We start from the raw sequence: 21,281 nt of genomic DNA, 5'->3' as shown, positions 1-21,281 counted from the left end.
AATTTATGGAAAACAGGCTGCGAATAGAAACAACTGCATTTTATAACAAAAACGCTTTCTTCAAAATAATAGAGCTACCATTTTCAGCGCTTGTTGAGTATTTGCAAAACAGTTTCTCGGGTGTAAGTCTCGATGTACAAATTCCAGAAAAAAACGAGTCATTTGTTGAAACAGTTGTTGATTATGAAAAGTCACTCCCAGAAGAGATCATGGAAAATATCATCTTTGCAAATCTTGACGATGAAACAGAAAAAGTCGCAGAGTATATTGCTTACAACCTTGACAATAAAGGTAAAATGCTTGTTTCAGTACAGGAGATATGTGAGAAATTTGGCGTTTCTGAACAGATCGTGAAAAGAGCAATTGATGCTATAAGAGAATCTGGTCCTGAGGGAATTCTGGATGGAAAAGTTGCAGGATATGGAGATGCCTCGATATATGTGGAACCAGATATAATAATTACTGAAGATTTAAGTGTATCTGTAAGAAGTTTTGAGATGAAAATACCTCGTAATGCTACTAAAACCCAGCTTAAGATTATCTCTTTTCTGAATGAAGCTTTAAATCACAGGAAAGAGTTGCTACTGTTTCTTGGAAAGACGTTGCTTAAAGAAAATGCGCTATTCATACTTGGAAAATCCACCTATCCGAAAAAAACTAAGATGACTGATATCGCCAATACCATGAATATAAGTATTTCGACGGTTTCAAAAGCAATCTCCGGAAAATATGTCAAAACACCCTTCAGAATCTTTGAACTTAAAACTTTTTTCGGCAGGCATGTAGCCGGTGATTATCTCACAGCCGAGATTGCAAAGATCATTCTTGAAAAAGGCAAGTCAATAACTGACAGAGAAATAACTATTATCCTGAACTCTCAAGGTATCGAAGTAAGTCGAAGAACTGTGAACAATTATAGAAGAAGGGCTGCAGAAATTTTAGAAAGGAATGGTAAATTTTGAAGGCGTTTGTATTTCTCAATGGTAGATATCTTTGGAAAGATCATCCAAAAATAGAAAAAAATGCCCTGATCATTGCTGTCGATGGAGGAGCAAATTATCTTTTTCGCCTTGGAATAGTTCCGGATATTTTCGTTGGAGATGGAGATTCTGTTCAAAAAGAAGTACTTGATGGTTTGTCAAAAAAAGGGGTGAGCATATTTCTTTATCCGGAAGATAAAGATGAAATAGACGCTGAATTAGCTATAAAAAAAGCTTTAGAATTCGGGGCAAATGAGATTATTATACATGGATGGCGTGGAGAAAGACTTGACATGATGCTGGCTCTGATATCTATTATGAGCAAGCAGAACAATGTTAAGATAATTGCAAAAGATCACGAATTGGAAATGGGCGTGGTATGTGATGAGCTTGTGCTCGAATCAAAAGCTGGCGAGAAATGGTCTATCCTGCCGGTGTGTGGCAACGCCAAATGCGTGACTTTGAGCGGCTTCAAATATGAAATCAATTGCGTTGATATGCCTTGCGAAAAGCCGTTCGGCATCAGCAACATTGCGAAAAAAAACAGAGTAAAAATTTCTGTCAAAGAAGGAAAGGTGGTTTATTTCAGATGGATAATAGAACCATCGTGATACTGGGAATAACTGGTTCAATAGGTATACAGACTGTTGAAGTAATCCAATCATTAGGTAATTTTCACATTCTGGGTGGAACATATCACAAAAATAAGGATCTGGCTGATGCCATATCACAGAAACACAATCTGAGCAACTTAATATCAACCTCCCGGGGATATGATTTAGCTATCGAAATGCTCGAAAAGCTGAGACCGGATATTACCCTTGTAGCTATACCAGGTTTTTCGAGTCTTATTCTGGCCTTAAAAGCCATAGAAGTATCGAAAAGAGTGCTCCTTGCAAGTAAAGAAGCTCTTGTTTGTGGCGGCTGGCTTATAAAAGAAAAACTGAAAAATTGTGAAACCAATCTAATTCCTGTCGATAGCGAACACACAGCATTGATGCAGATATATGAAGAACCATTTGAAGAAGTTATCATAACCTCTTCTGGAGGAGCTTTGAGAGATTGGGAACTGCACAACCTTCACAACGCAAAACCCAAAGATGTGTTGAAGCATCCTGTATGGAAAATGGGGGAAAGAATAACTGTTGACTCCGCCACGATGGTCAACAAGGCGTTTGAAGTTTTTGAGGCTTCCGAGTATTTCAACATACCAATATCGAAAATACGCGTACTTATACATAAAGAAGGCATAGTACATGCAGGCATACTTCTTTGCGACAGTACCATCAAGTTACATCTCGGCTTTGCCGATATGAAAGTTCCCATAGCTTACGCACTTACATATCCGGAGAGAAAGTATAAAAAACCTTCATGGCCTGATCTTGTGAATACAAACCTGTCGTTTGAAAATGTTGACGAAACAAGATATCCAGCTTTTAAATTATTGTATGAAATCTCCGAAAATTATGCAAAAAGAACTGCATACAACGCAAGTGATGAAATTGCTGTTCAGAACTTTCTTGAAGAAAAGATAAAATTCACGGATATACCGAAGGTTATTGAAAAGGTTGTAGAATCGACTAATGGACAGGTAAGGGATTTAAAAGATCTTATTCAAATAGATAAAGAAAGCAGAAAAAAAGCTTTAGAGGTGATCAGATGTTTGTGATATATTTTCTCCTTATTCTTGTTGGGATCATAACTGTACATGAACTGGGACATTTTATTTTTGCAAAAATATTTGGTGTTGATGTACTTGAATTTGCAATTGGTTTTGGACCAAAATTGTATGAAAAAAAAGGCAAGAAAACCGCCTTCAGAATTAATCTTTTTCCGATAGGTGGATATGTGAGGTTGGCCGGAGAAGATCCAATGGAAGAAACCCAGGAAGGAATTGTTGGGCTTTACAGCAAATCAGCCTGGCAGAGACTTTTAATCTTTTTTTCAGGGCCTCTTTTTTCAATTCTCGCTGGATACGCTCTTTTCGTAATTATTGTTGGATTCTGGGGCATACCTTCTGTAACTGTTGCTCTTGTGGAAGCAAATTCCCCTGCCTATGAAGCCGGATTAATGGCTGACGACATCATACTTTCAGTGAATGGAAAAAGAGTCTATGATACCTATACAGTCAGCCAAATTATCAGACAGGGAAAACAATTACAAATACAAGTGCTGAGAAATGGTAAAAAAATCACACTATCCGCAAAACCGAAACTATTTGATGAGTCCCATTTTCTTATTTTAAGTGATACAACTGGTAAACCTGGAGAAATCATTAAAGCTATATCAGGAAAGCCATTTGAAATGAGTAATTTTGCCGCTCTTTTAAATCAGTATATCGTGATAGATTTCGACACAACTCAATTGAAGGGACTGTTAAAACAATATCAATACGACGCTCAGAGGTATGCTCTGGGTTTTTATTTTGCAAGTGTCTCAAATATCTTTCAGAAGGCCATAGGACCTTTTCAGGAAGGCGACCAGCTTGTTTCCATAGAGGACATCAAGATTCAGAGTAGCGTGGATCTCTCCAGAATTTATCAGACGATAATTACCGGAGATGGTGGCATTTATTTAGAGATCGAAGGGAAAAAAATAGCCTGGGTACACGAAGGGTTTCCTGAGCAATTGAATGTAGAAATTCTGAGAGATGGAAAGCAAATTTTTCTCAATGTGTCGAGAGATTTGATTAAGCAAATTATGGAGAGTGCCGGGGTTTTCAAGCCATATGCTTCAAATATAAAACCCAGCAATTTCTTTGAAGCGGTTTCACTTGCAGTAGACAGGTGCAATAACCTTTTATTTTTGATGTATAAAACTCTTATCGGTGTTTTTCGCGGGCAGGAACAGAATGGCGTGGTTGGCCCGGTGGGTTTGGTAAGCCTTGTAGGAGAGGCAGTAAAAGTTGGATTAGAACAGGTTCTAACATTGATCGCCTTTATAACAATGAACATCGGTATCGTAAATCTTTTACCATTGCCTGCTCTTGATGGCGGAAGAATTGTATTTTCGCTCATTGAAATTGTGTCTCGCAGGAGAGTAGACCCAAAAATTGAAGGCATCATACATTTTGTGGGTTTCGTCATACTTATAATTTTGATGCTTTCTATAACCTTCTCGGACATTGGAAGGTTGATTGGCAGATGAGCAAAACACTAAAAATAGCAAATATTTTTCTGGGCGGTAATAATCCAGTAGTGATTCAATCTATGACAAATACAAAAACACAGGAAGTAGAGAAAACAATCAGACAGATCAATGATTTAATGTCTGCCGGCTGTGAAATGGTTAGAGTTTCAGTACCAGACCTGGAGAGTGCTCAATCAATAAAATTGATAAAACAAAAAGTGAGAATTCCAATCATAGCCGATATTCACTTCGATCATAAGCTTGCTATAGAAGCCATCAAAAGTGGTGCTGATAAAATCAGGATTAATCCCGGGAATATCGGTCCAGAGTGGAAAATCAGAGAACTTGCAAAAGTGGCCAAAGATTATGGAGTAGCGATTCGCGTTGGTTCTAACAGTGGGTCTCTAAGAAAAGATTACGAGCAAAAGCATGATCGAGCAACTGCTCTGGCTGAATCTGCTTTGAAAGAAGTTTCAATTTTGGAGAAAGAAGGATTCTATAACATCGTTATTTCTGCGAAAAGCAGTGATGTTATTGAAACAATCAAAGCAAATGAATACATATCACAAAAAGTAGATTATCCGATACACCTTGGTGTGACTGAAGCAGGTACTCACATAACTTCTACTGTGAAATCTTCAATCGCTATAGGTTATCTACTTTTAAAAGGCATAGGAGATACAATCAGAGTTTCTATATCTGGTGACCCTGTCGAAGAAGTCATAATAGCCAGAAAAATTCTTATGTCGCTCCATTTGAGAAAAGAAGGCCAAGTTATCGCCTGCCCAACATGTTCAAGATGTGAGATAAATGTGGAGCAGATAGCAAAAACAATCGAAGCACTTGTTGAAAAAAATAACCTTACTGTCGCGGTTATGGGATGTGTGGTCAATGGAATCGGTGAAGGAGGCCACGCGGACATTGGTGTGGCAGGGACAAAGAATGGAGCAGTTTTATTCATGAAAGGCAAGATTGTAAAAACAATACCGAAAGAAAAGATTGTAGAAGTCCTGACAGAGCTGATAGTGAACAGAACCGATAAATTAGGGTAATATAATCGGAATAACGTAATGATATTCTAAATACTGGAGGTGAAATGTATGGATATAAAGTTTTCAATTTCTGCAAAATCTGAGAGTGCCACAAGGGTAGCTGTGAAAGCGAGAAATTTCACAATGTATGTTGATGAGCCGCCACAACTTGGTGGAGATGACAGAGGAGCAAATCCTGTCGAGTATGTTCTTGCAGCACTGGCAGGTTGTTTAAACGTCGTCGGAAACCTTGTCGCTAAGGAAATGGATGTTAAACTGCAGGATCTATTAATAGAGATTGAGGGCACGTTGAATCCTGCCAAATTTCAAGGAAAATCATCTGAAGAGAGGGCAGGCTATAAACAAATAAATGTCAAAATGAAAGTAAAAACAGATGCTTCCCCTGAAATACTGGAAAAATGGTTGAAAACTGTGGAAGAGAGATGCCCTGTATCTGATAATCTCTCAAATCCAACCCCATTAAAGATAACCTTCGAAAAGTTCTGATAACCCCCTCACGGGGGTTTTTTTGTAATTGACACAACATACGTTCAGTGATAAACTGTCTAAGGGTTCCTTTAATTTGCTCCTGTGAGGGCAGAAAGGAGGATGTTTGTGGATCAGATCACGCTCACCGAGCAGAAAGTTGGTGGTCTAAAGTTTCTTGTGCTTTCCTTTCAACATTTTCTGGCAATGTTTGGTGCGACAGTTCTTGTACCGCTGCTTACAGGTCTTGATCCTCTTGTTGCATTATTTACTGCAGGCACCGGGACCATCGTTTTTCACCTGATAACTAAAGGGGTAGTTCCAGTATTTCTCGGTTCCAGTTTTGCTTTCATAGCTCCCATTCTCATGGTGAAGGAAAAATTCAATGACCTGTCTTTCGCAACTGGAGGAATTTTTGTTGCAGGGCTTGCCTATCTTTTATTTGCGCTGATTGTCTGGCTAATCGGGGTTGACAAAGTGAAAAAACTTTTTCCACCGATAGTCACAGGTCCTATGATAGTGGTAATAGGTCTTTCATTAAGCCCAACCGCAATAGAAATGGCAAGTTCAAATTGGTTGATAGCAATTGTCGTCTTATTCACAGTAATAATTGTCTCTGTTTTTCTAAAGGGATTCTGGAACCTGATTCCTGTTCTAACAGGTGTGGCAGTTGGGTATGGAATCTCACTCATAACAGGAGAGGTAGATACAGCCTCTATAGTCAGAGTATCCTGGTTCAGTATTCCAAAATTTATTTTTCCACGCTTTAACTGGACGGCTATTTCAATAATTGCTCCTGTGTCTATCGCAACCTTTATGGAACACATAGGCGACATTACAACGAACGGAGCGGTTGTTGGAAGAAATTTCTTTGAATATCCTGGGCTTCACAGAACATTAATTGGAGATGGGCTCGCTACTGCTATTGCAGCGATATTTGGTGGTCCGGCTAACACAACTTACAGCGAAAACACAGGGGTTCTTGCACTGACTCGAGTTTATGACCCAAGAGTATTAAGAGGAGCAGCAATATTCGCAATTATAATAGCATTTGTATCTAAATTCGGTGCCATTCTCAGATCTATTCCAACTGCTGTAATAGGTGGTATAAGTCTTGTTCTTTTTGGCATGATAGCCTCAGTTGGTATCAGAACACTTGTAAATGCCAGAGTCGATTTTTCAAAACCAAAAAACCTTTTAGTAGCATCACTGATACTTACGATAGGAATAGGAGGAGCATCTTTAAAGATCGGATTGATTGAACTGAAAGGTATTAGCCTTGCTGCTATTATTGGAATAATTGCAAATTTGATAATGCCTGATAAACAGAATTAAACAAAAATATTATTTGAAAAGGCGGCTTTCAAGCCGCCTTTTTTTGATAAAATTTAATATCGAAAGGATGTGATTTTACGAATATAAAAAGAGCTTTGATAAGCGTCTGGGACAAAACAGATATTGCTAAATTTGCAAAAAAACTCACTGACATGGGAATAAGAATCACCGCGACATTTGGAACATGGAAATATTTGAAAGAACAGGGAATTAATGTGGCTAATATTGACCAAATTACAGGGTTTTCAGAGCTTTTAAATGGTAGAGTGAAGACCATCCATCCGAAAATTTTTGCCGGAGTTCTTGCTCAACTATCAAACAAAGAGCATTTAGAACAACTCTATAAACTGGGTGCCGAGCCGATAGATATGGTTGTGATTAATTTCAGACCAATCGAAAAGTCATCTGATGAAAAAACCCTGTTTGATAGCATTGATATAGGTGGTGTGGCCCTTTTAAGAGCCGCTGCCAAAAATTACAGAGATGTTGTTCCTGTATGCGACCCAGAAGATTATGACGAAATTCTCAAATCAATAGATACATGTGGAGATGTTGTTTTACAACACAGGAGAAAATTATGTGCAAAAGCATTTCTTGTGTGTTCAAAGTATGATGCAAAACTTTTTGAGATTCTTAGAGAGCTTTTCGCTGTAGATTTATGATAAAATTCTTGATGTGTTCACAAAAACTAAAAAATCGAGGTTGTACTAACCTTGAATTTCTTAGAAATGGTCTTTCCAAATAAATGTTTGTTATGCGGAAAAAATATCAAGATCACAGAACTACTGTGCCAATCTTGCCTCTCAGAGCTTTTCCGAGGTCCTGTGCCGTTACGAGAAAAAAATGAATTTTTCGATGTATATTTCTATGGTAGATATGAATCCATGCTCAAAAAATTGATCCTCGTTTACAAAAACGGACACCACTGGAGATTGTACAAACTAATCTCACAACTGTTACTTAAAACTATTACACGCTACCAGCATGATGCCGATTTTGTTACATGGGTTCCCTCGAGTTTCTCTTCTCTTGAAAGTCGTGGTTTTGATACAATGGGGTTGATTGCTAAATCAATTGGAAAATCATTAAATATCAAAGTCGTAAAAATTCTTGATTCCTATGCAAAATCAACTAAAAAAGGTATGTCCGTTTCTGAAAGACTTGCTCTGGCTAAGGAATCTTTCACATACATCAGAAAAATGTACGGAAGGTTTATACTAATTGATGATGTATACACCACTGGTTCAACAGTCAAAGAGTGCGTCAATTTACTCAGAAAATCTGGTGTTCAGAAAGTCTATGTGTATTGTGTCGCAAGGGCGTAGAGGAGGTGCAATTTGTGTCAGTTCGTACAAAAATTATTCTTATTACCGTGGTTTTCGTGGTGATTTCTGTAACAGTGGTTACCGTATTAAACATTTTCACCACAAAAGATCGATTGATGAGTTTTGCGCTCAGTGCAATTGAGCAAAAGGTAGATAGGGAAGCTTTGGTTTTGGATCACTGGTTTATGCAAAGAGAGTCTGAACTTGCAAATGCAGCTTCAACTTTTGAAAGCTATTTGATGCTCTTTGAAAAATCCATGGTGAGCATGGCCCTTAAATCACACGCGGATACATTTAATAAACTCGGATTTTCGGATTACATACTTGCTAACACATCTGGCAAAGCGTTCACATATAAGGATGAAGAAGAGACTGATGTATCAAGTTACAGATTTTTTCAAGCAGTAGTTTCAGAAAACAAAGATTTCTTTGTGCAGGATAATTTTGATTGGAAAGGTGTTAGATCAGTTGCCCTGGCCTCAAGGGTGATATCTTACGATGGGAGCACTGCTGGCGTATTAGTGTCGATAATACCTCAAGAACAATTCTGGTCGATGATAGAATCATGTACCTATGGAGAAACAGGATATAGTTATCTCGTCAACAATGCGGGAATGGTGATTGCTCACCCTGCAAAGGAGTACATTGGAAAAACCTTGAGCCAGATAAGCGATTCTTTGTCTATTATCGAAAAAATTGCTATGACAGGCGATTCTACAAGTACAGAATATGTTTTTAATGGAGATAGAAGGGTAGCAGCTTTTTCACCAATAAAATCTGCTGGATGGGGTTTATTTCTGACTCTGCCACACAAGGAAATAAGCTCAGTTTTCACTGAAACGCTCTGGATAACCCTGACTGTAGCAGCATTAGTTATAGGAATAAGTGTGGTTGTTGGAATTATTTTTGGACGCAGAATCACAAAACCTCTTACGTTGCTGACATCGAACGCTCAACGCGTTGCCCAGGGAGATCTGAGCGCATCACAGACCTTTGAAAGCAAAGATGAAATAGGCGAGCTTTCCAGAGCTTTCACGGCTGTAAGTGATAGCCTGAAAGAAAGCATTGTGAAAATCAAAAATCTCGGTTTTCAGATGGAACAATTTTCCAAAGACTTAAAACTCAGCATTGAGAATACTATCAGATTATCTGAAGAAGCAAAATCGTCCGCAATAACAGTTAACGAAAATGTCGAAGATATATCCTCTTCGATTGAAGAAGTCAACTCTGGCATGGAAGAAGTAGCATCCGGCGCCGAGAACACCGCTAAGCATGCTTCAACACTTGCTGAAAATTCCGAAAGAGTTCGATCAACCACAATCAAAACGGAGGAATCTATGAAACAACTTGCAAAAGCCATGGAAAAAGCAGCTGCAGAAGGCCAGATGTCTATGAGAGTTGTTCAAGAACTTGTCGATCTATCAAATCGAATAGGAGAAATTACAGATGTCATTTACAATATAGCTGAACAAACCAATCTCTTAGCGCTCAATGCGGCAATAGAGGCAGCCAGAGCAGGGGAAGCAGGCAAGGGATTTGCGGTAGTTGCTGACGAAATAAGAAAACTTGCTGAAGAAAGCAGAAAAGCTACACAGGAAGTAGCTGATACCCTGAAGAAAATAAAATCTCAAACAGAACTTGTAGCTAAGGGCGGTCAGGAAGTTGTGAATCAGCTACAAAATTCAATGATTACGTTGAAAGAAAGCGTCGATCAAATGGAAAGCATGGTTAAAAGTGTCGAAAGTTTCGTTTCAATGACAAACGATTTAGCAGCGACCAGCCAGGAGCAAAGCGGCGCTGTGGAAGAAATAAGCAGCGCGATTGATCGAATTTCAAAGAATACAGAAGAAGTTGTAAAAATTATGGATAAAATGGCCGATGCAATTTCAAGCCAGGCAGAACAGACGCAAGGTCTAACAGAAAAAATTGATGAAATGGTTCAAACAGTTGAAGAATTGAGAAATCTTTCTGATCGCTTCAAAGTTTGATGGAGGTGAGAGATTTTGACAGCTTACATCATAAGAAGACTTTTGCTTTTGCCGTTGATATTATTTGGAATATCGCTGATAGTATTCGGGATGGTTCAAAGTCTTGGTTCTGACAGACTTCTGGCAGCATACGTAAATCCCGGACTGCTTGACAAATTAACGCCCAACCAGTTAGAGAAAATAAAAGAAAAATACGGTCTTACTGATCCGGTCGTTATGAGATATCTAAAATGGCTTAAAAATACCCTCTCTGGTGATCTCGGATGGTCGGTTGTTGGCAAAGAACCTGTAAAAGATGCTATATTGAACAGGTTGCCATGGACTGTCGAACTTGCGCTATATTCGATTATACCTGTTGTGTTTGTTGGTGTGTGGCTTGGAATAATAGCCGCTGTGAATAGGGACAAATTCGTGGATCATTTTGTTCGAATTTTTGCAGTTATTGGCTGGAGTTTTCCAGATTTCGTGTTCGGCTTGGTTGTTCTGATGGTTTTTTACAGTGTTCTTGGATGGTTTCCTCCAGGAAATCTGAGTTTCTGGGCAGAGGCTGTGGTGAAATCGCCAGAATTCAACAGGTATACGTCTTTAATAACCATTGACGCTTTATTAAATGGAAGATTCGATGTTTTTGTCGATGCATTACGTCATTTAATTGCTCCGATAATGACCCTTTCTTGGCTCTGGTGGGCCTACCTTTTAAGAATAACACGTTCAAGTATGCTCGAAGTCCTTACGAAAGAATACATAAGAACAGCCCGAGCAAAAGGACTGGCAGAAAACGTGGTTATACACAAACACGCAAGAAAAAACGCGATGATACCTGTTGTAACAGTTGGAGGGGCTATGGTCATACAGCTTTTCGCAGGAACTGTGATCGTAGAAATGGTCTTTAACAGAACCGGTATGGGAAGTTTTACAGCAACTGCGGCTACCCAGCTTGATTATGCATCTATCATGGCTTCAACCCTTTTTTATTCCCTGATACTTGTTGTGGGTAATCTTATAATTGATATACTTTATGCTGCTATAGATCCAAGAATACGCTTTAGTTGAGGAGGTTTTGATGTGAGAACAGAGACCAGAAGAATCATAAAAAAGTTATTGAGAAATCCATCAGCTGTTCTTGGTTTTTCGCTACTTATTTTTTTTGCAATAGTAGCGATATTTGCTCCGCTGATATGCCCTCCTCAATCGTATGATCCGTACATGATACCGATAGTAACCTGGGACAAAACTCCACAACCACCTGCTGAAGGGCACCCATTTGGGGTAATAGATGGTAGGGACATATTCTACGGAGTTGTATGGGGTACAAGAACAGCTTTTAAAGTAGGACTGATTGTAACGCTTGTATCAACACTTATTGGACTGATAATAGGTTCAATTGCGGGGTATTTTGGAGGATGGCTTGATGAAATTTTGATGAGAATCACAGATATCTTTCTCTCTATCCCGTATATACTGGCAGCTATAGTTGTCACTGCTTTTCTTGGAATGGGACTGGACAAAGTTATGATATCTTTAACAGTCTTTGGTTGGATGGCAACCGCAAGGTTAATAAGAGGAAACATACTTCAGGTAAGAGAAGAACAATATGTGTTAGCAGCACGTGCTCTTGGTGTGAACGATTATCTGGTAATCCTTCGTCATGTACTTCCGAATACTATATTTCCCGTTGTAATACAAGCTACAATGAGAATAGGATCTCTGGTGATCACCGCGGCAGCACTCAGTTTCCTCGGCCTCGGTGCACCTGTGGGATACGCTGACTGGGGAGCTCTTTTGAATTTTGCAAGAAACTGGCTTCTCGGTGCCTCGGGGGAAGCTTTCAAATACTGGTACGCGATAGTATACCCCGGAACAGCTATGGTGCTTTTTGTACTTGCGTGGAATCTTGTTGGTGATGCTTTGCGAGACGTCTTTGACCCGAGACTCAGAGGATGAGGAGTGATACTGTGAACGAACCGATACTAACTGTGAAAAACTTGAAGACGTATTTCTATACCGAAGACGGTGTAGTAAAAGCTGTTGATGGTGTCGATTTCGAAGTTTATCAAGGAGAGACTCTCGGCATAGTTGGAGAATCAGGTTGTGGAAAAAGTGTTACATCCCTCTCTGTACTTAGAATCTTAGATGAAAAGGGGAAAATAGTTGATGGCTCAATAATTTTCAACGGGATTGATTTAACAAAAATACCAGAGGAACAGATGAGAAAAATAAGAGGCAAAGACATTGCAATGATTTTTCAAGAACCAATGGTTGCACTAAATCCCGTTTTTACGGTAGGAGAGCAGATAGTTGAGGCTATAGTACTTCACCAGAAAGTAGATGAAACAACCGCAAAAAAAATGGCTGTTGATCTATTGAGAAAAGTCGGCATACCTGAGCCGGAAAAGAGAGTTGATGAATATCCCCATGAGCTCTCAGGAGGGATGAGACAAAGGGCAATGATTGCAATGGCATTATCATGCAGGCCAAAGATTTTGATAGCAGATGAACCAACTACAGCCCTTGATGTCACTATCCAGGCTCAAATAATGGATCTGATGAAACAGCTGCAAAAAGAGTACGGTATGGCAATCGTTTTGATTACCCACGATATGGGAGTAATCGCTGAAAATGCAAATAGAGTAGCAGTTATGTACGCCGGAAAAGTTGTTGAATATGCAGAAGTTAAAACATTATTTGGTGATCCAAAACACCCATATACCTGGGGATTGCTGCACGCTATTCCAAGGCTTGATATAGAACAAACTCGTCTGTACAACATACCTGGTGTTGTACCAAACCCGTTGAAATTCCCATCAGGGTGCAAATTCAATCCAAGATGTGAATTTAAAGAAGAAAAATGTACAAAAGAAGAACCGGAACTTGTTGAAGTTGCCAAAGGGCATCTTGTGAGATGTTTTTTCTGGCATAAAGTTGAAGAAGCAAAGAAAAAAGAGGTTGGTGAGGTAGGATGAAACCAATAATAAAAATTGAGCATCTTGTAAAATATTTTCCAATTAGAGCAGGGGTTTTCAAACGTGTTGTAGCTCATGTTAAAGCCGTTGACGATGTTTCATTTGATGTATATGAGGGAGAGACCCTCGGGCTCGTTGGAGAATCTGGATGTGGAAAAACCACAATTGGAATGACTCTGCTTCGACTTTACGAACCGACTTCCGGAAGAATCGTTGTGGAAAATGAAGACACTACATATCTTTTTCTTCCAACACACAGGGCAAAAAAATATTTGAGGAAAAATTACATTCAAAGATTCCGAAGATTGGCTGAGGAGAAAGGTTCATCGAAATCTGTCATTGAGTCACTGAGTGGCGTGGACAGACATTATGCTGAACTTTATTTTGATCATTCAAAAGAATCTGATTCAAAATTTATCTCATTACTTCTTTCGAATGTAGACGAAAAACGAAAAAAATTCAGAAGGGATTTGCAAATTGTTTTTCAAGATCCTTACAGCTCTCTAAATCCTCGCATGAGAGTGAAAACCATCGTCGGTGAAGGACCTGTAACACATAAACTTGTCCATGGCGAAAAACAGGTCATCGAGAAAGTGAAATCTGCGTTGGAAGATGTCGGAATAAGTGGCGAATATATCTATAGATTTCCGCATGAATTTTCAGGGGGGCAGAGACAAAGAATAGGCATCGCCCGCGCATTAGCCTTGTCTCCAAAACTTATAATAGCCGACGAAGCAGTTGCGGCTTTAGATGTATCAATTCGCTCGCAAGTAATCAATTTGATGAAAGACCTCCAGAAAGAGCACAAACTTACCTATCTGTTCATCTCACATGATCTGTCAGTGATAAAGTACATTTGTGACAGAGTCATAGTAATGTATCTTGGAAAGATTGTTGAATCTGCTCCAAAAAAGACATTATTTGATAATCCTCTCCACCCGTATACGCGGGCTTTGATGAGCGCTATACCTATACCAAATCCAAATGTGAAAAAGGAGCGCATAATCCTTAAGGGAGATGTACCAAGTCCGATAAATCCACCTTCAGGTTGTCGTTTTCATACAAGATGCTTCATGGCAGTAGATAAATGCTCTGCAGTGGAACCGGAACTCAGAGAGATCGAACCAAATCACTATGTGGCATGTCATATAGTGAGATCAGATGAGAAGTAAGTTAAGCTGGATAGCTGTTTTGACGATAGTTGCTTTATTGCTTGTTTTTTATAGAATCACAAATCCGGGAGAACTTACTGTACAGTTCAAATGTTCTGAACGACTTCGTGAGTCAGTAAGATTGTCTCTTGAGAAGCTTGGTGTTCCATACATGGAGAAAGATTCTGGGCAAATAGATATGATCGTATTTGACGATAAAATAATTTATTCGAACCAAATATATAGACTTACATGGAACAGTGAACTTGCAAAACAAGTTGAAGACATGGTATTATCCTTTATCATTGAAAGAGAAAATGTATCGATCAAGACGAAGTCTTTCCCTTTTGTACAAATGATAGAGATCACTTTTGCTAACAAGAAATCTACATTTGTTGTAAAACCAAAGGATTATTTTGATTTCAACAATATTGTATACGTGGTTATAAAGAGTATTCTTGGAAAAGGTGAAAATGTTTTCGAAAACGGCTATCTTTTGATACCATTATCTGTAGAAGAAATTGATGGTGATATTTCTTTTTCATTTGATACGAAAAATTCAGAAGCGGTTTTGTCAACAGAATCGGGAGGGAAATGAAGTTGGACAAAGTCTTATCTGTTAGAAATCTTTCGACATATTTCTATATGGACGAAGGCGTTGTCGCAGCTGTCGATGATGTGAGTTTTGATCTGTCACCCAAAGAAGTTTTAGGAATTGTGGGCGAAACAGGTTCTGGAAAGAGTGTCACGGTAAAATCTATTATGAGGCTTATCAAACCACCAGGCAAGATAGTTAGAGGAGAGATAATCTACAAAAATCAGGATATTCTTAAGCTTGATGAAAAAGAAATGTATAAGATTCGAGGAAAAGAAATAAGTATGGTCTTTCAAGACCCTATGACTTCTTTAAATCCACTCTATACAGTTGGGGATCAATTAATAGAAACAATTGTGCAGCATCAGAAAGTATCAAAACAGGAAGCCTATAAGAGGGCCGTTGAAATGCTCGGACTGGTTCAGATTCCAGAACCAGAGAAAAGAATGAAATCATATCCATTCGAATTCAGTGGTGGAATGAGGCAAAGAGTCGTAATTGCTATTGCTCTGAGTTGCAATCCATCTGTTCTTATAGCAGATGAACCAACCACTGCTCTTGATGTTACTATCCAGGCTCAGATTCTGGATTTGATGAAAAATTTGCAGCAAACACTTAATACTGCTACAATTTTTATCACACATGACTTAGGAGTTATTGCATCCATGGCCCACAGAATTATTGTTATGTATGGAGGCAAACAAATGGAAATAGGAAATTCGGACGATATATTCTACAACCCTGCTCACCCTTATACACATATGTTGTTAAGAAGTATTCCACGTGTTGACAAAAGAATAGATCGGCTTGAGCCAATACCCGGGCAACCACCAAGGATGATAGATATTCCAAAAGTATGTCCTTTCCTTCCAAGGTGTCCGAGAAACATTGATAAATGTAATGAAACAATACCAGAAATGGTAGAGATATCACCTGATCACTTTGTGCGCTGTTTCAATCCATTTGGAGGTGGCAAAGAAGGTGCCTGAAATTCTTTTGAATGTGCAGGGGCTAAAGAAATATTTTCCCATAAAGCAAGGGTTTCTGGTAAAAAAAGTCGTGGCTCAGATAAAAGCAGTTGATGACGTAAGTTTTGAAATAGTGAAAGGAACTACTTTTGCTCTGGTTGGAGAATCTGGATGTGGAAAGACGACAGCCGCAAGGACTATTTTGAGATTAACAGATCCAACTTCCGGGGAAATTACTTTCGATGGAAAAGACATTTCAAAACTCCGTTATAAAGACCTTCTTCCATTCAGAAGGAGAATGCAGATAGTTTTTCAAGATCCAATGGGTTCACTAAACCCAAGAATGACTGTTGGACAGATCGTTACAGAACCCATGTTGTTTCATGGTGTTGTTAAAACAAAGCAGGAAGCTTATGAAAAAGCCAAGGAATTGATGGAGATGGTTGGATTAAAAACTTTTCATCTCGATAGATATCCACATCAATTCAGCGGTGGACAAAGGCAGAGAATTGCCGTTGCGAGAGCTATTTCTATAGAACCGGAGTTTCTTGTACTTGACGAACCAACCTCTTCTCTTGATGTTTCTGTACAAGCTCAAATAATAAACCTATTTCTCGAATTTCAGGAAAAGTTCGGTTTTACCTATTTGTTCATATCACACAACTTGGGACTCGTAAGATTTATAAGCGACACAGTTGGTATAATGTATCTTGGTAGGATAGTTGAGCTGGGTGATACCGATGAGATTTTTGATGAACCACTTCATCCTTATAGTAAAGCTTTGCTTTCTGCTACACCAATACCAGATCCAAAAGTGGAAAAAGCAAGGCAGAGGATTATCCTTAAAGGAGGAGTGCCAAGTCCTATTTCAAGACCAAGTGGATGTTTCTTCAATCCAAGATGTCCGTATAAATTGGAAATTTGTGAGAAAGAGTATCCAGAATTCAAAAAAATATCTCAAAATCGCTGGGTGGCATGCCACCTGGTGAAATAGGGGGTGTTTTAGGATGAAAAAGTTTCTTGTGGTAGTATTTGCTGTGTTAATCTTCGTATCGGTTTTTGCAGCCGAAAAATACGTGTACTTTGACGAAAACACACCGTACTTAGGTGCTAACGCGACAGGAAAATACGGCGGTACACTCATCATCCCATCGCTTGGAAGTGGTCCAAAAACGATGAATGCGGTCGTTGCACAGGAAACAAGTTCCACAGATGTCATTAACAGATTCATGGGGACATTGATCCAGCTTGATAATTATGCGAGAATGCACCCTGCTCTGGCAAAAAAGTGCGAGTTAGAAGTTACAGACGATGAAAAAATGATCATCACACTCTGGTTAAGAGAAGGAGTAAGATGGTCTGATGGCACACCTTTTACAGCAGATGATTTTGTTTTCAGCATGAATGAAATTTATTGCAACCCCGATATACCAAATGACATGGCTGATCTTCTTGAAGACTCACAGGGAAGATTGCCTGTCGCGGAAAAAGTTGATGATTATACTGTTAGAATAGTCTATCAAGAACCATACAGACTTGCTGTTAGATATGCCGCCGGTATTCGGATATTTCCAAAACATATAGCTGAGCCGTGGGTAAAAGAAGGAAAATTCAAAGAAATGTGGACAGTAGAATCAATCAATAAGAGAGAACTTGTGGGACTCGGACCATATATACCAGTCGAATATGTACCAGATCAATACGTAAGATTAGAAAGAAATCCTTATTATTTCAAAAAAGATGCAAATGGTCAACAGCTTCCTTATCTGGATGGGCTTGTGTTCAAAATTATACCCGACCTGAACGCTATCAGACTTGCTTTTGAAAACGGAGAAGTTGACGTTTACGGAGTCACCGCGCAATTCTATCCGGATATTAAAAACAAGGCAAAAGAAAAGGGCTGGATAGTTGGAACAGGTGGGCCAACATTTGGTACAACTTTCCTGACACTTAACTTCAATTGTCCGGATCCTGTCAAAAGAAAATGGTTCAGAAATGAATTTTTCAGAAAAGCAATAGCCTACTCTATGGATAAAGATGCAATGATAGATACACTGATGGCTGGACTCGGTACGGCACAATGGGGACCCATAAGCGCAGCTGCAGCGGCTTACTACAACGATGACGCTCTGAGAAAATACCCGTATGATCTTGACTATGCTCGTATGATGCTCCAAATGGGCGGCTTCAGCTGGGATAAAGATGGTAATCTTATAGACGAAGATGGCAACAAGGTTGAGTTTATACTCATGACAAATGCTGGAAACACCACCCGAGAGGGTGTATGTAATATACTCAGAGACGAACTCTCTAAACTTGGAATAAAAGTCACTTTCTCTCCGATAGATTTCAATACACTGGTTCAGAAACTGGTTTCAACAGGTGATTGGGAGGCAATCGTTATTGGTCTCACCGGCTCAGATGAGCCTCAAGGTGGAGCAAATGTCTGGAAGTTGGATGGCGCTTTGCACTTCTGGAACTACAGCCCGGAGGTCAAAGATTTTGTGAGCCCAGACATCTATGAAGTACCTGAATGGGAAGCAGAGATAGACAGAATATTCACAGAGAATGTCAGAATTCTTGATCAACAAAAAGTTTACGAAATGTTCTCAAGATACCAAGAACTTGTTTCTGAACATCTTCCACTTATTTACACAATCCAGCAGCTGTACCTGTATGCATATACAGATAAACTTCACAACGCAGAGCCAACTGCCTTTGGTGGTATTTGGGCCTGGAACGAAGAATGGATCTGGAAAGAACAATAAAAAATCTGGTGGGGCTAAGGCCCCACCATGTCTAACGAGGTGATATAGTTTGCTCAAATACATAGGTAGAAGACTTGTAATATCAATTCCAGAGCTTCTTGTAATTACTATGATGATATTTTTGATCATGTATGCTGCACCAGGAGATTTTCTTGACCAGTACAGGCTCGATCCATCTGTTTCGCAAAAGCAACTTGAAGCAATGGAAGAAGAATTTGGTTTAAATAAACCTCCCGTAATCCAATACCTCGTATGGTTGAAAAATTTGCTTAAAGGAAATTTAGGTTATTCTTTTTCCTACCGTAGACCCGTTTCAGATCTTATCTGGGAACGTGTTGCTGCAACGCTTATTCTCTCTTTGATTTCGCTCGCAAGTTCCTGGATTTTTGGCATCGCACTCGGTGTCTTTTCTGCCCTGAAAAAATACTCATTTGCAGATAAATTGCTGACTTTCCTGGCTTTTGCCTTTGTTGCCATACCAGAATTCTTCTTAGGACTTGTAATGCTGTATTTTGCTGCGAAATCAGGATGGTTTCCTATTTCAGGTATGAAATCTGTGTATTATTCTTCTCTAAGTACATGGGAAAGGTTCAAAGACATATTATGGCATTTAATCCTGCCGGCGACTGCTTTGAGTTTAGGCTCATTCGCTGGTTTGATGAGATATATGAGAGGTTCATTACTTGATGTATTGAATGAAGATTACGTTACATTTGCTCGGGCTAAAGGTATGCCTGAGCGAGTAGTAATATTTAAACATGCGATGAGAAATGCAATAAACCCGATGATAACATTTCTTGGTTTCAGTATTTCTGGATTACTTGGAGGTGCTTTGTTTATCGAGAACGTCTTTGGTTGGCCAGGAATGGGAAGACTTATATACCAAGCATTGATTCAACAAGATATGTATATAGTTATGGCAAGTGGTCTGATCAGTGCCATTCTTTTGGTTATCGGCAATCTTGTTGCGGATATTTTGCTTGCACTGGTTGACCCGCGCGTTAGATTGAGTTGATAAAGGAGGATTTAGATGGCTCAGGCGAAAAACAACCAGAAGATAGAATTTGAAGAAAAATATATGACCAGAGGCCAGCTTATCTGGCGTGCTTTTCTCAGACACAAGCTTGGAGTGATTTCCCTTGGCATTTTGATAATCTTGTACATGCTCGCGCTATTTGCAGACTTTTTCTCTCCTTATAATCCGATAGATCAATCGCTAAAACATACTTATGCCCCACCAACGAGAATTCATAGATCTTACAAAGGAACAAAGACAAAAGCTTATATCCTCCCGGTAATCACCTACGTTGACAAAGTTACCTATGAGAGAAGTTATAAGGAAATGATCTTTCCCAGGAGATTGGTCGTGGAAAATGCTGACGGTTCAACAGCAGTTTATGAAATTGGGAATGATGGTGTCGAGAGTTTCAAATTTTCTATAAATACTGTGGAAAGCATTAAAGTCAACGGAGAATGGCATGATGTGAAAAAAACACCAAAGATTTCTGATTACTTCCTTTTTGACTACAACGAAGAAACACTCACAAAAGGCACTGGCAGAATTGAAACTTCATCAGCCGTTGCAAAAGAAATGTATTTCAAAAACTATGGCAGTAGATTTGGATTAACTGATGAAAATCAAATAGAAGCTGTTGCAATAACTGAAATACTCGACACAATTGTTGTAAAAAAGAATGGAAAATTCGAAATGATAAAAGGCAAAGTGATTGATTATGATTATAAAACCTACCCCGTCAAATGGTTCGCCAAAAGCTGGAAAGGAAAGCTCTTATGGATTTTCCCCATGAACCTTCACCTATTCGGTGTGGATAATTACGACAACAATCAATATGTTAGATTTTATATACTTGGAGCAGATCTTTACGGAAGAGATGTCTGGTCAAGAATAGTTTTTGCCTCAAGGATTTCTCTTTCCATAGGAATTATAGGAATGGTTATAACATTTGCTCTGGCTTTGTTTTTTGGCGGAGTTTCCGGGTATTATGGTGGTCTTATTGATGAAGGGTTGATGAGATTTGCAGAAATAATCATGTCAATACCTGGATTTTATTTGATGATCATGTTGCGTGCTATGCTCCCACTTGATTTACCATCTACTCAGATATACATATTGCTGGTTTTCATCTTATCATTCATAGGATGGGCGGGTACTTCCCGTGTCATAAGAGGTATGGTTCTTTCGATAAGGCAAAGAGAGTTTGTGGAAGCAGCTATAGCTATAGGATTACCAAATAGAAAAGTGCTTGCAAGACACGTCTTACCCAACACAGCAACTTATTTAATTGTGAATGCAACATTGAGAATTCCAGGTTATATTCTCGGTGAAGCAGGTTTGAGTTTCTTGGGATTGGGAATCAGAGAGCCTTCCGCTTCATGGGGATTGATGCTGGCTCAAGCTCAAGATGTTTACGTTATGACTAAAGCACCATGGCTTTTGATACCAGGTATTTTCATTTTTATCACGGTGATATCATTCAATTTTGTTGGTGATGCTTTACGCGATGCACTTGATCCAAGATCTCTTGGATAAAGCGGCTCACT

At 39.1% G+C, this 21,281-nt stretch carries 20 protein-coding genes; all 20 read left to right on the top strand.

Annotated elements, in window-relative coordinates; translation table 11 throughout:
- Window positions 1–5 precede the first annotated feature (5 nt).
- The 20 genes from TLET_RS03365 to TLET_RS03270 all read left to right on the top strand — a co-directional run bounded on the left by TLET_RS03365 (window position 6) and on the right by TLET_RS03270 (window position 21,270).
- Window positions 6–962: an RNA polymerase factor sigma-54 gene (locus tag TLET_RS03365; protein WP_012002707.1), complete on the top strand. Its 957-nt coding sequence runs from the start codon at window positions 6–8 to the stop codon at window positions 960–962.
- A complete protein-coding gene (locus TLET_RS03360) occupies window positions 959–1,591 on the top strand; it encodes a thiamine diphosphokinase (RefSeq protein WP_012002706.1) in 633 nt (210 codons plus the stop codon). The genes TLET_RS03365 and TLET_RS03360 overlap by 4 nt, the downstream gene beginning before the upstream one ends.
- On the top strand, window positions 1,570–2,649 hold the full coding sequence (locus TLET_RS03355; RefSeq protein ID WP_012002705.1) for a 1-deoxy-D-xylulose-5-phosphate reductoisomerase: 1,080 nt from the start codon (window positions 1,570–1,572) through the stop codon (window positions 2,647–2,649). Before TLET_RS03360 ends, TLET_RS03355 begins: the two co-directional genes overlap by 22 nt.
- Window positions 2,640–4,127 (top strand): M50 family metallopeptidase, encoded by a 1,488-nt coding sequence (locus TLET_RS03350; RefSeq protein WP_012002704.1) that lies wholly within the window; start codon window positions 2,640–2,642, stop codon window positions 4,125–4,127. The genes TLET_RS03355 and TLET_RS03350 overlap by 10 nt, the downstream gene beginning before the upstream one ends.
- Complete coding sequence (gene ispG, locus TLET_RS03345) at window positions 4,124–5,161, top strand: flavodoxin-dependent (E)-4-hydroxy-3-methylbut-2-enyl-diphosphate synthase (protein ID WP_012002703.1); 1,038 nt, start codon at window positions 4,124–4,126, stop codon at window positions 5,159–5,161. Before TLET_RS03350 ends, ispG begins: the two co-directional genes overlap by 4 nt.
- Window positions 5,162–5,209: 48 nt before the next feature.
- Window positions 5,210–5,647: an OsmC family protein gene (locus tag TLET_RS03340; RefSeq protein WP_012002702.1), complete on the top strand. Its 438-nt coding sequence runs from the start codon at window positions 5,210–5,212 to the stop codon at window positions 5,645–5,647.
- A 102-nt stretch (window positions 5,648–5,749) separates the two neighbouring features.
- Window positions 5,750–6,961, top strand: a complete 1,212-nt coding sequence (locus TLET_RS03335; protein ID WP_012002701.1) for a uracil-xanthine permease family protein — start codon at window positions 5,750–5,752, stop codon at window positions 6,959–6,961.
- Between the two features lie 95 nt (window positions 6,962–7,056).
- Window positions 7,057–7,623 (top strand): IMP cyclohydrolase, encoded by a 567-nt coding sequence (locus TLET_RS03330; protein WP_012002700.1) that lies wholly within the window; start codon window positions 7,057–7,059, stop codon window positions 7,621–7,623.
- Between the two features lie 66 nt (window positions 7,624–7,689).
- Window positions 7,690–8,286, top strand: a complete 597-nt coding sequence (locus TLET_RS03325; protein ID WP_070104247.1) for a ComF family protein — start codon at window positions 7,690–7,692, stop codon at window positions 8,284–8,286.
- A 14-nt stretch (window positions 8,287–8,300) separates the two neighbouring features.
- Window positions 8,301–10,274 (top strand): methyl-accepting chemotaxis protein, encoded by a 1,974-nt coding sequence (locus TLET_RS03320; protein WP_012002698.1) that lies wholly within the window; start codon window positions 8,301–8,303, stop codon window positions 10,272–10,274.
- Window positions 10,275–10,289: 15 nt separating this feature from the next.
- A complete protein-coding gene (locus TLET_RS03315) occupies window positions 10,290–11,327 on the top strand; it encodes an ABC transporter permease (protein ID WP_012002697.1) in 1,038 nt (345 codons plus the stop codon).
- Between the two features lie 12 nt (window positions 11,328–11,339).
- Window positions 11,340–12,218: an ABC transporter permease gene (locus tag TLET_RS03310; RefSeq protein WP_012002696.1), complete on the top strand. Its 879-nt coding sequence runs from the start codon at window positions 11,340–11,342 to the stop codon at window positions 12,216–12,218.
- 11 nt (window positions 12,219–12,229) lie between these two features.
- A complete protein-coding gene (locus TLET_RS03305) occupies window positions 12,230–13,237 on the top strand; it encodes an ABC transporter ATP-binding protein (RefSeq protein ID WP_012002695.1) in 1,008 nt (335 codons plus the stop codon).
- Entirely contained in the window at window positions 13,234–14,409 is a 1,176-nt protein-coding gene (locus TLET_RS03300) for an ABC transporter ATP-binding protein (RefSeq protein ID WP_012002694.1), read from the top strand. The genes TLET_RS03305 and TLET_RS03300 overlap by 4 nt, the downstream gene beginning before the upstream one ends.
- Window positions 14,399–14,986 (top strand): hypothetical protein, encoded by a 588-nt coding sequence (locus tag TLET_RS03295; protein ID WP_012002693.1) that lies wholly within the window; start codon window positions 14,399–14,401, stop codon window positions 14,984–14,986. Before TLET_RS03300 ends, TLET_RS03295 begins: the two co-directional genes overlap by 11 nt.
- Before the next feature lie 2 nt (window positions 14,987–14,988).
- A complete protein-coding gene (locus tag TLET_RS03290; protein ID WP_012002692.1) occupies window positions 14,989–15,972 on the top strand; it encodes an ABC transporter ATP-binding protein in 984 nt (327 codons plus the stop codon).
- On the top strand, window positions 15,965–16,945 hold the full coding sequence (locus tag TLET_RS03285) for an ABC transporter ATP-binding protein (protein ID WP_012002691.1): 981 nt from the start codon (window positions 15,965–15,967) through the stop codon (window positions 16,943–16,945). Before TLET_RS03290 ends, TLET_RS03285 begins: the two co-directional genes overlap by 8 nt.
- A 13-nt stretch (window positions 16,946–16,958) precedes the next feature.
- Window positions 16,959–18,719: an ABC transporter substrate-binding protein gene (locus tag TLET_RS03280; protein ID WP_012002690.1), complete on the top strand. Its 1,761-nt coding sequence runs from the start codon at window positions 16,959–16,961 to the stop codon at window positions 18,717–18,719.
- 49 nt (window positions 18,720–18,768) lie between these two features.
- Window positions 18,769–19,734, top strand: coding sequence for an ABC transporter permease (locus tag TLET_RS03275; protein WP_012002689.1), 966 nt, complete (start codon window positions 18,769–18,771; stop codon window positions 19,732–19,734).
- Between the two features lie 15 nt (window positions 19,735–19,749).
- A complete protein-coding gene (locus TLET_RS03270) occupies window positions 19,750–21,270 on the top strand; it encodes an ABC transporter permease (protein WP_012002688.1) in 1,521 nt (506 codons plus the stop codon).
- Window positions 21,271–21,281: the final 11 nt, after the last annotated feature.

The sequence above is a fragment of the Pseudothermotoga lettingae TMO genome, assembly GCF_000017865.1.
Lineage (GTDB): Bacteria > Thermotogota > Thermotogae > Thermotogales > DSM-5069 > Pseudothermotoga_B > Pseudothermotoga_B elfii.
The sequence above is the reverse complement of the archived record's forward strand: the minus strand, read 5'-3'. Positions and strand labels throughout refer to the sequence as shown.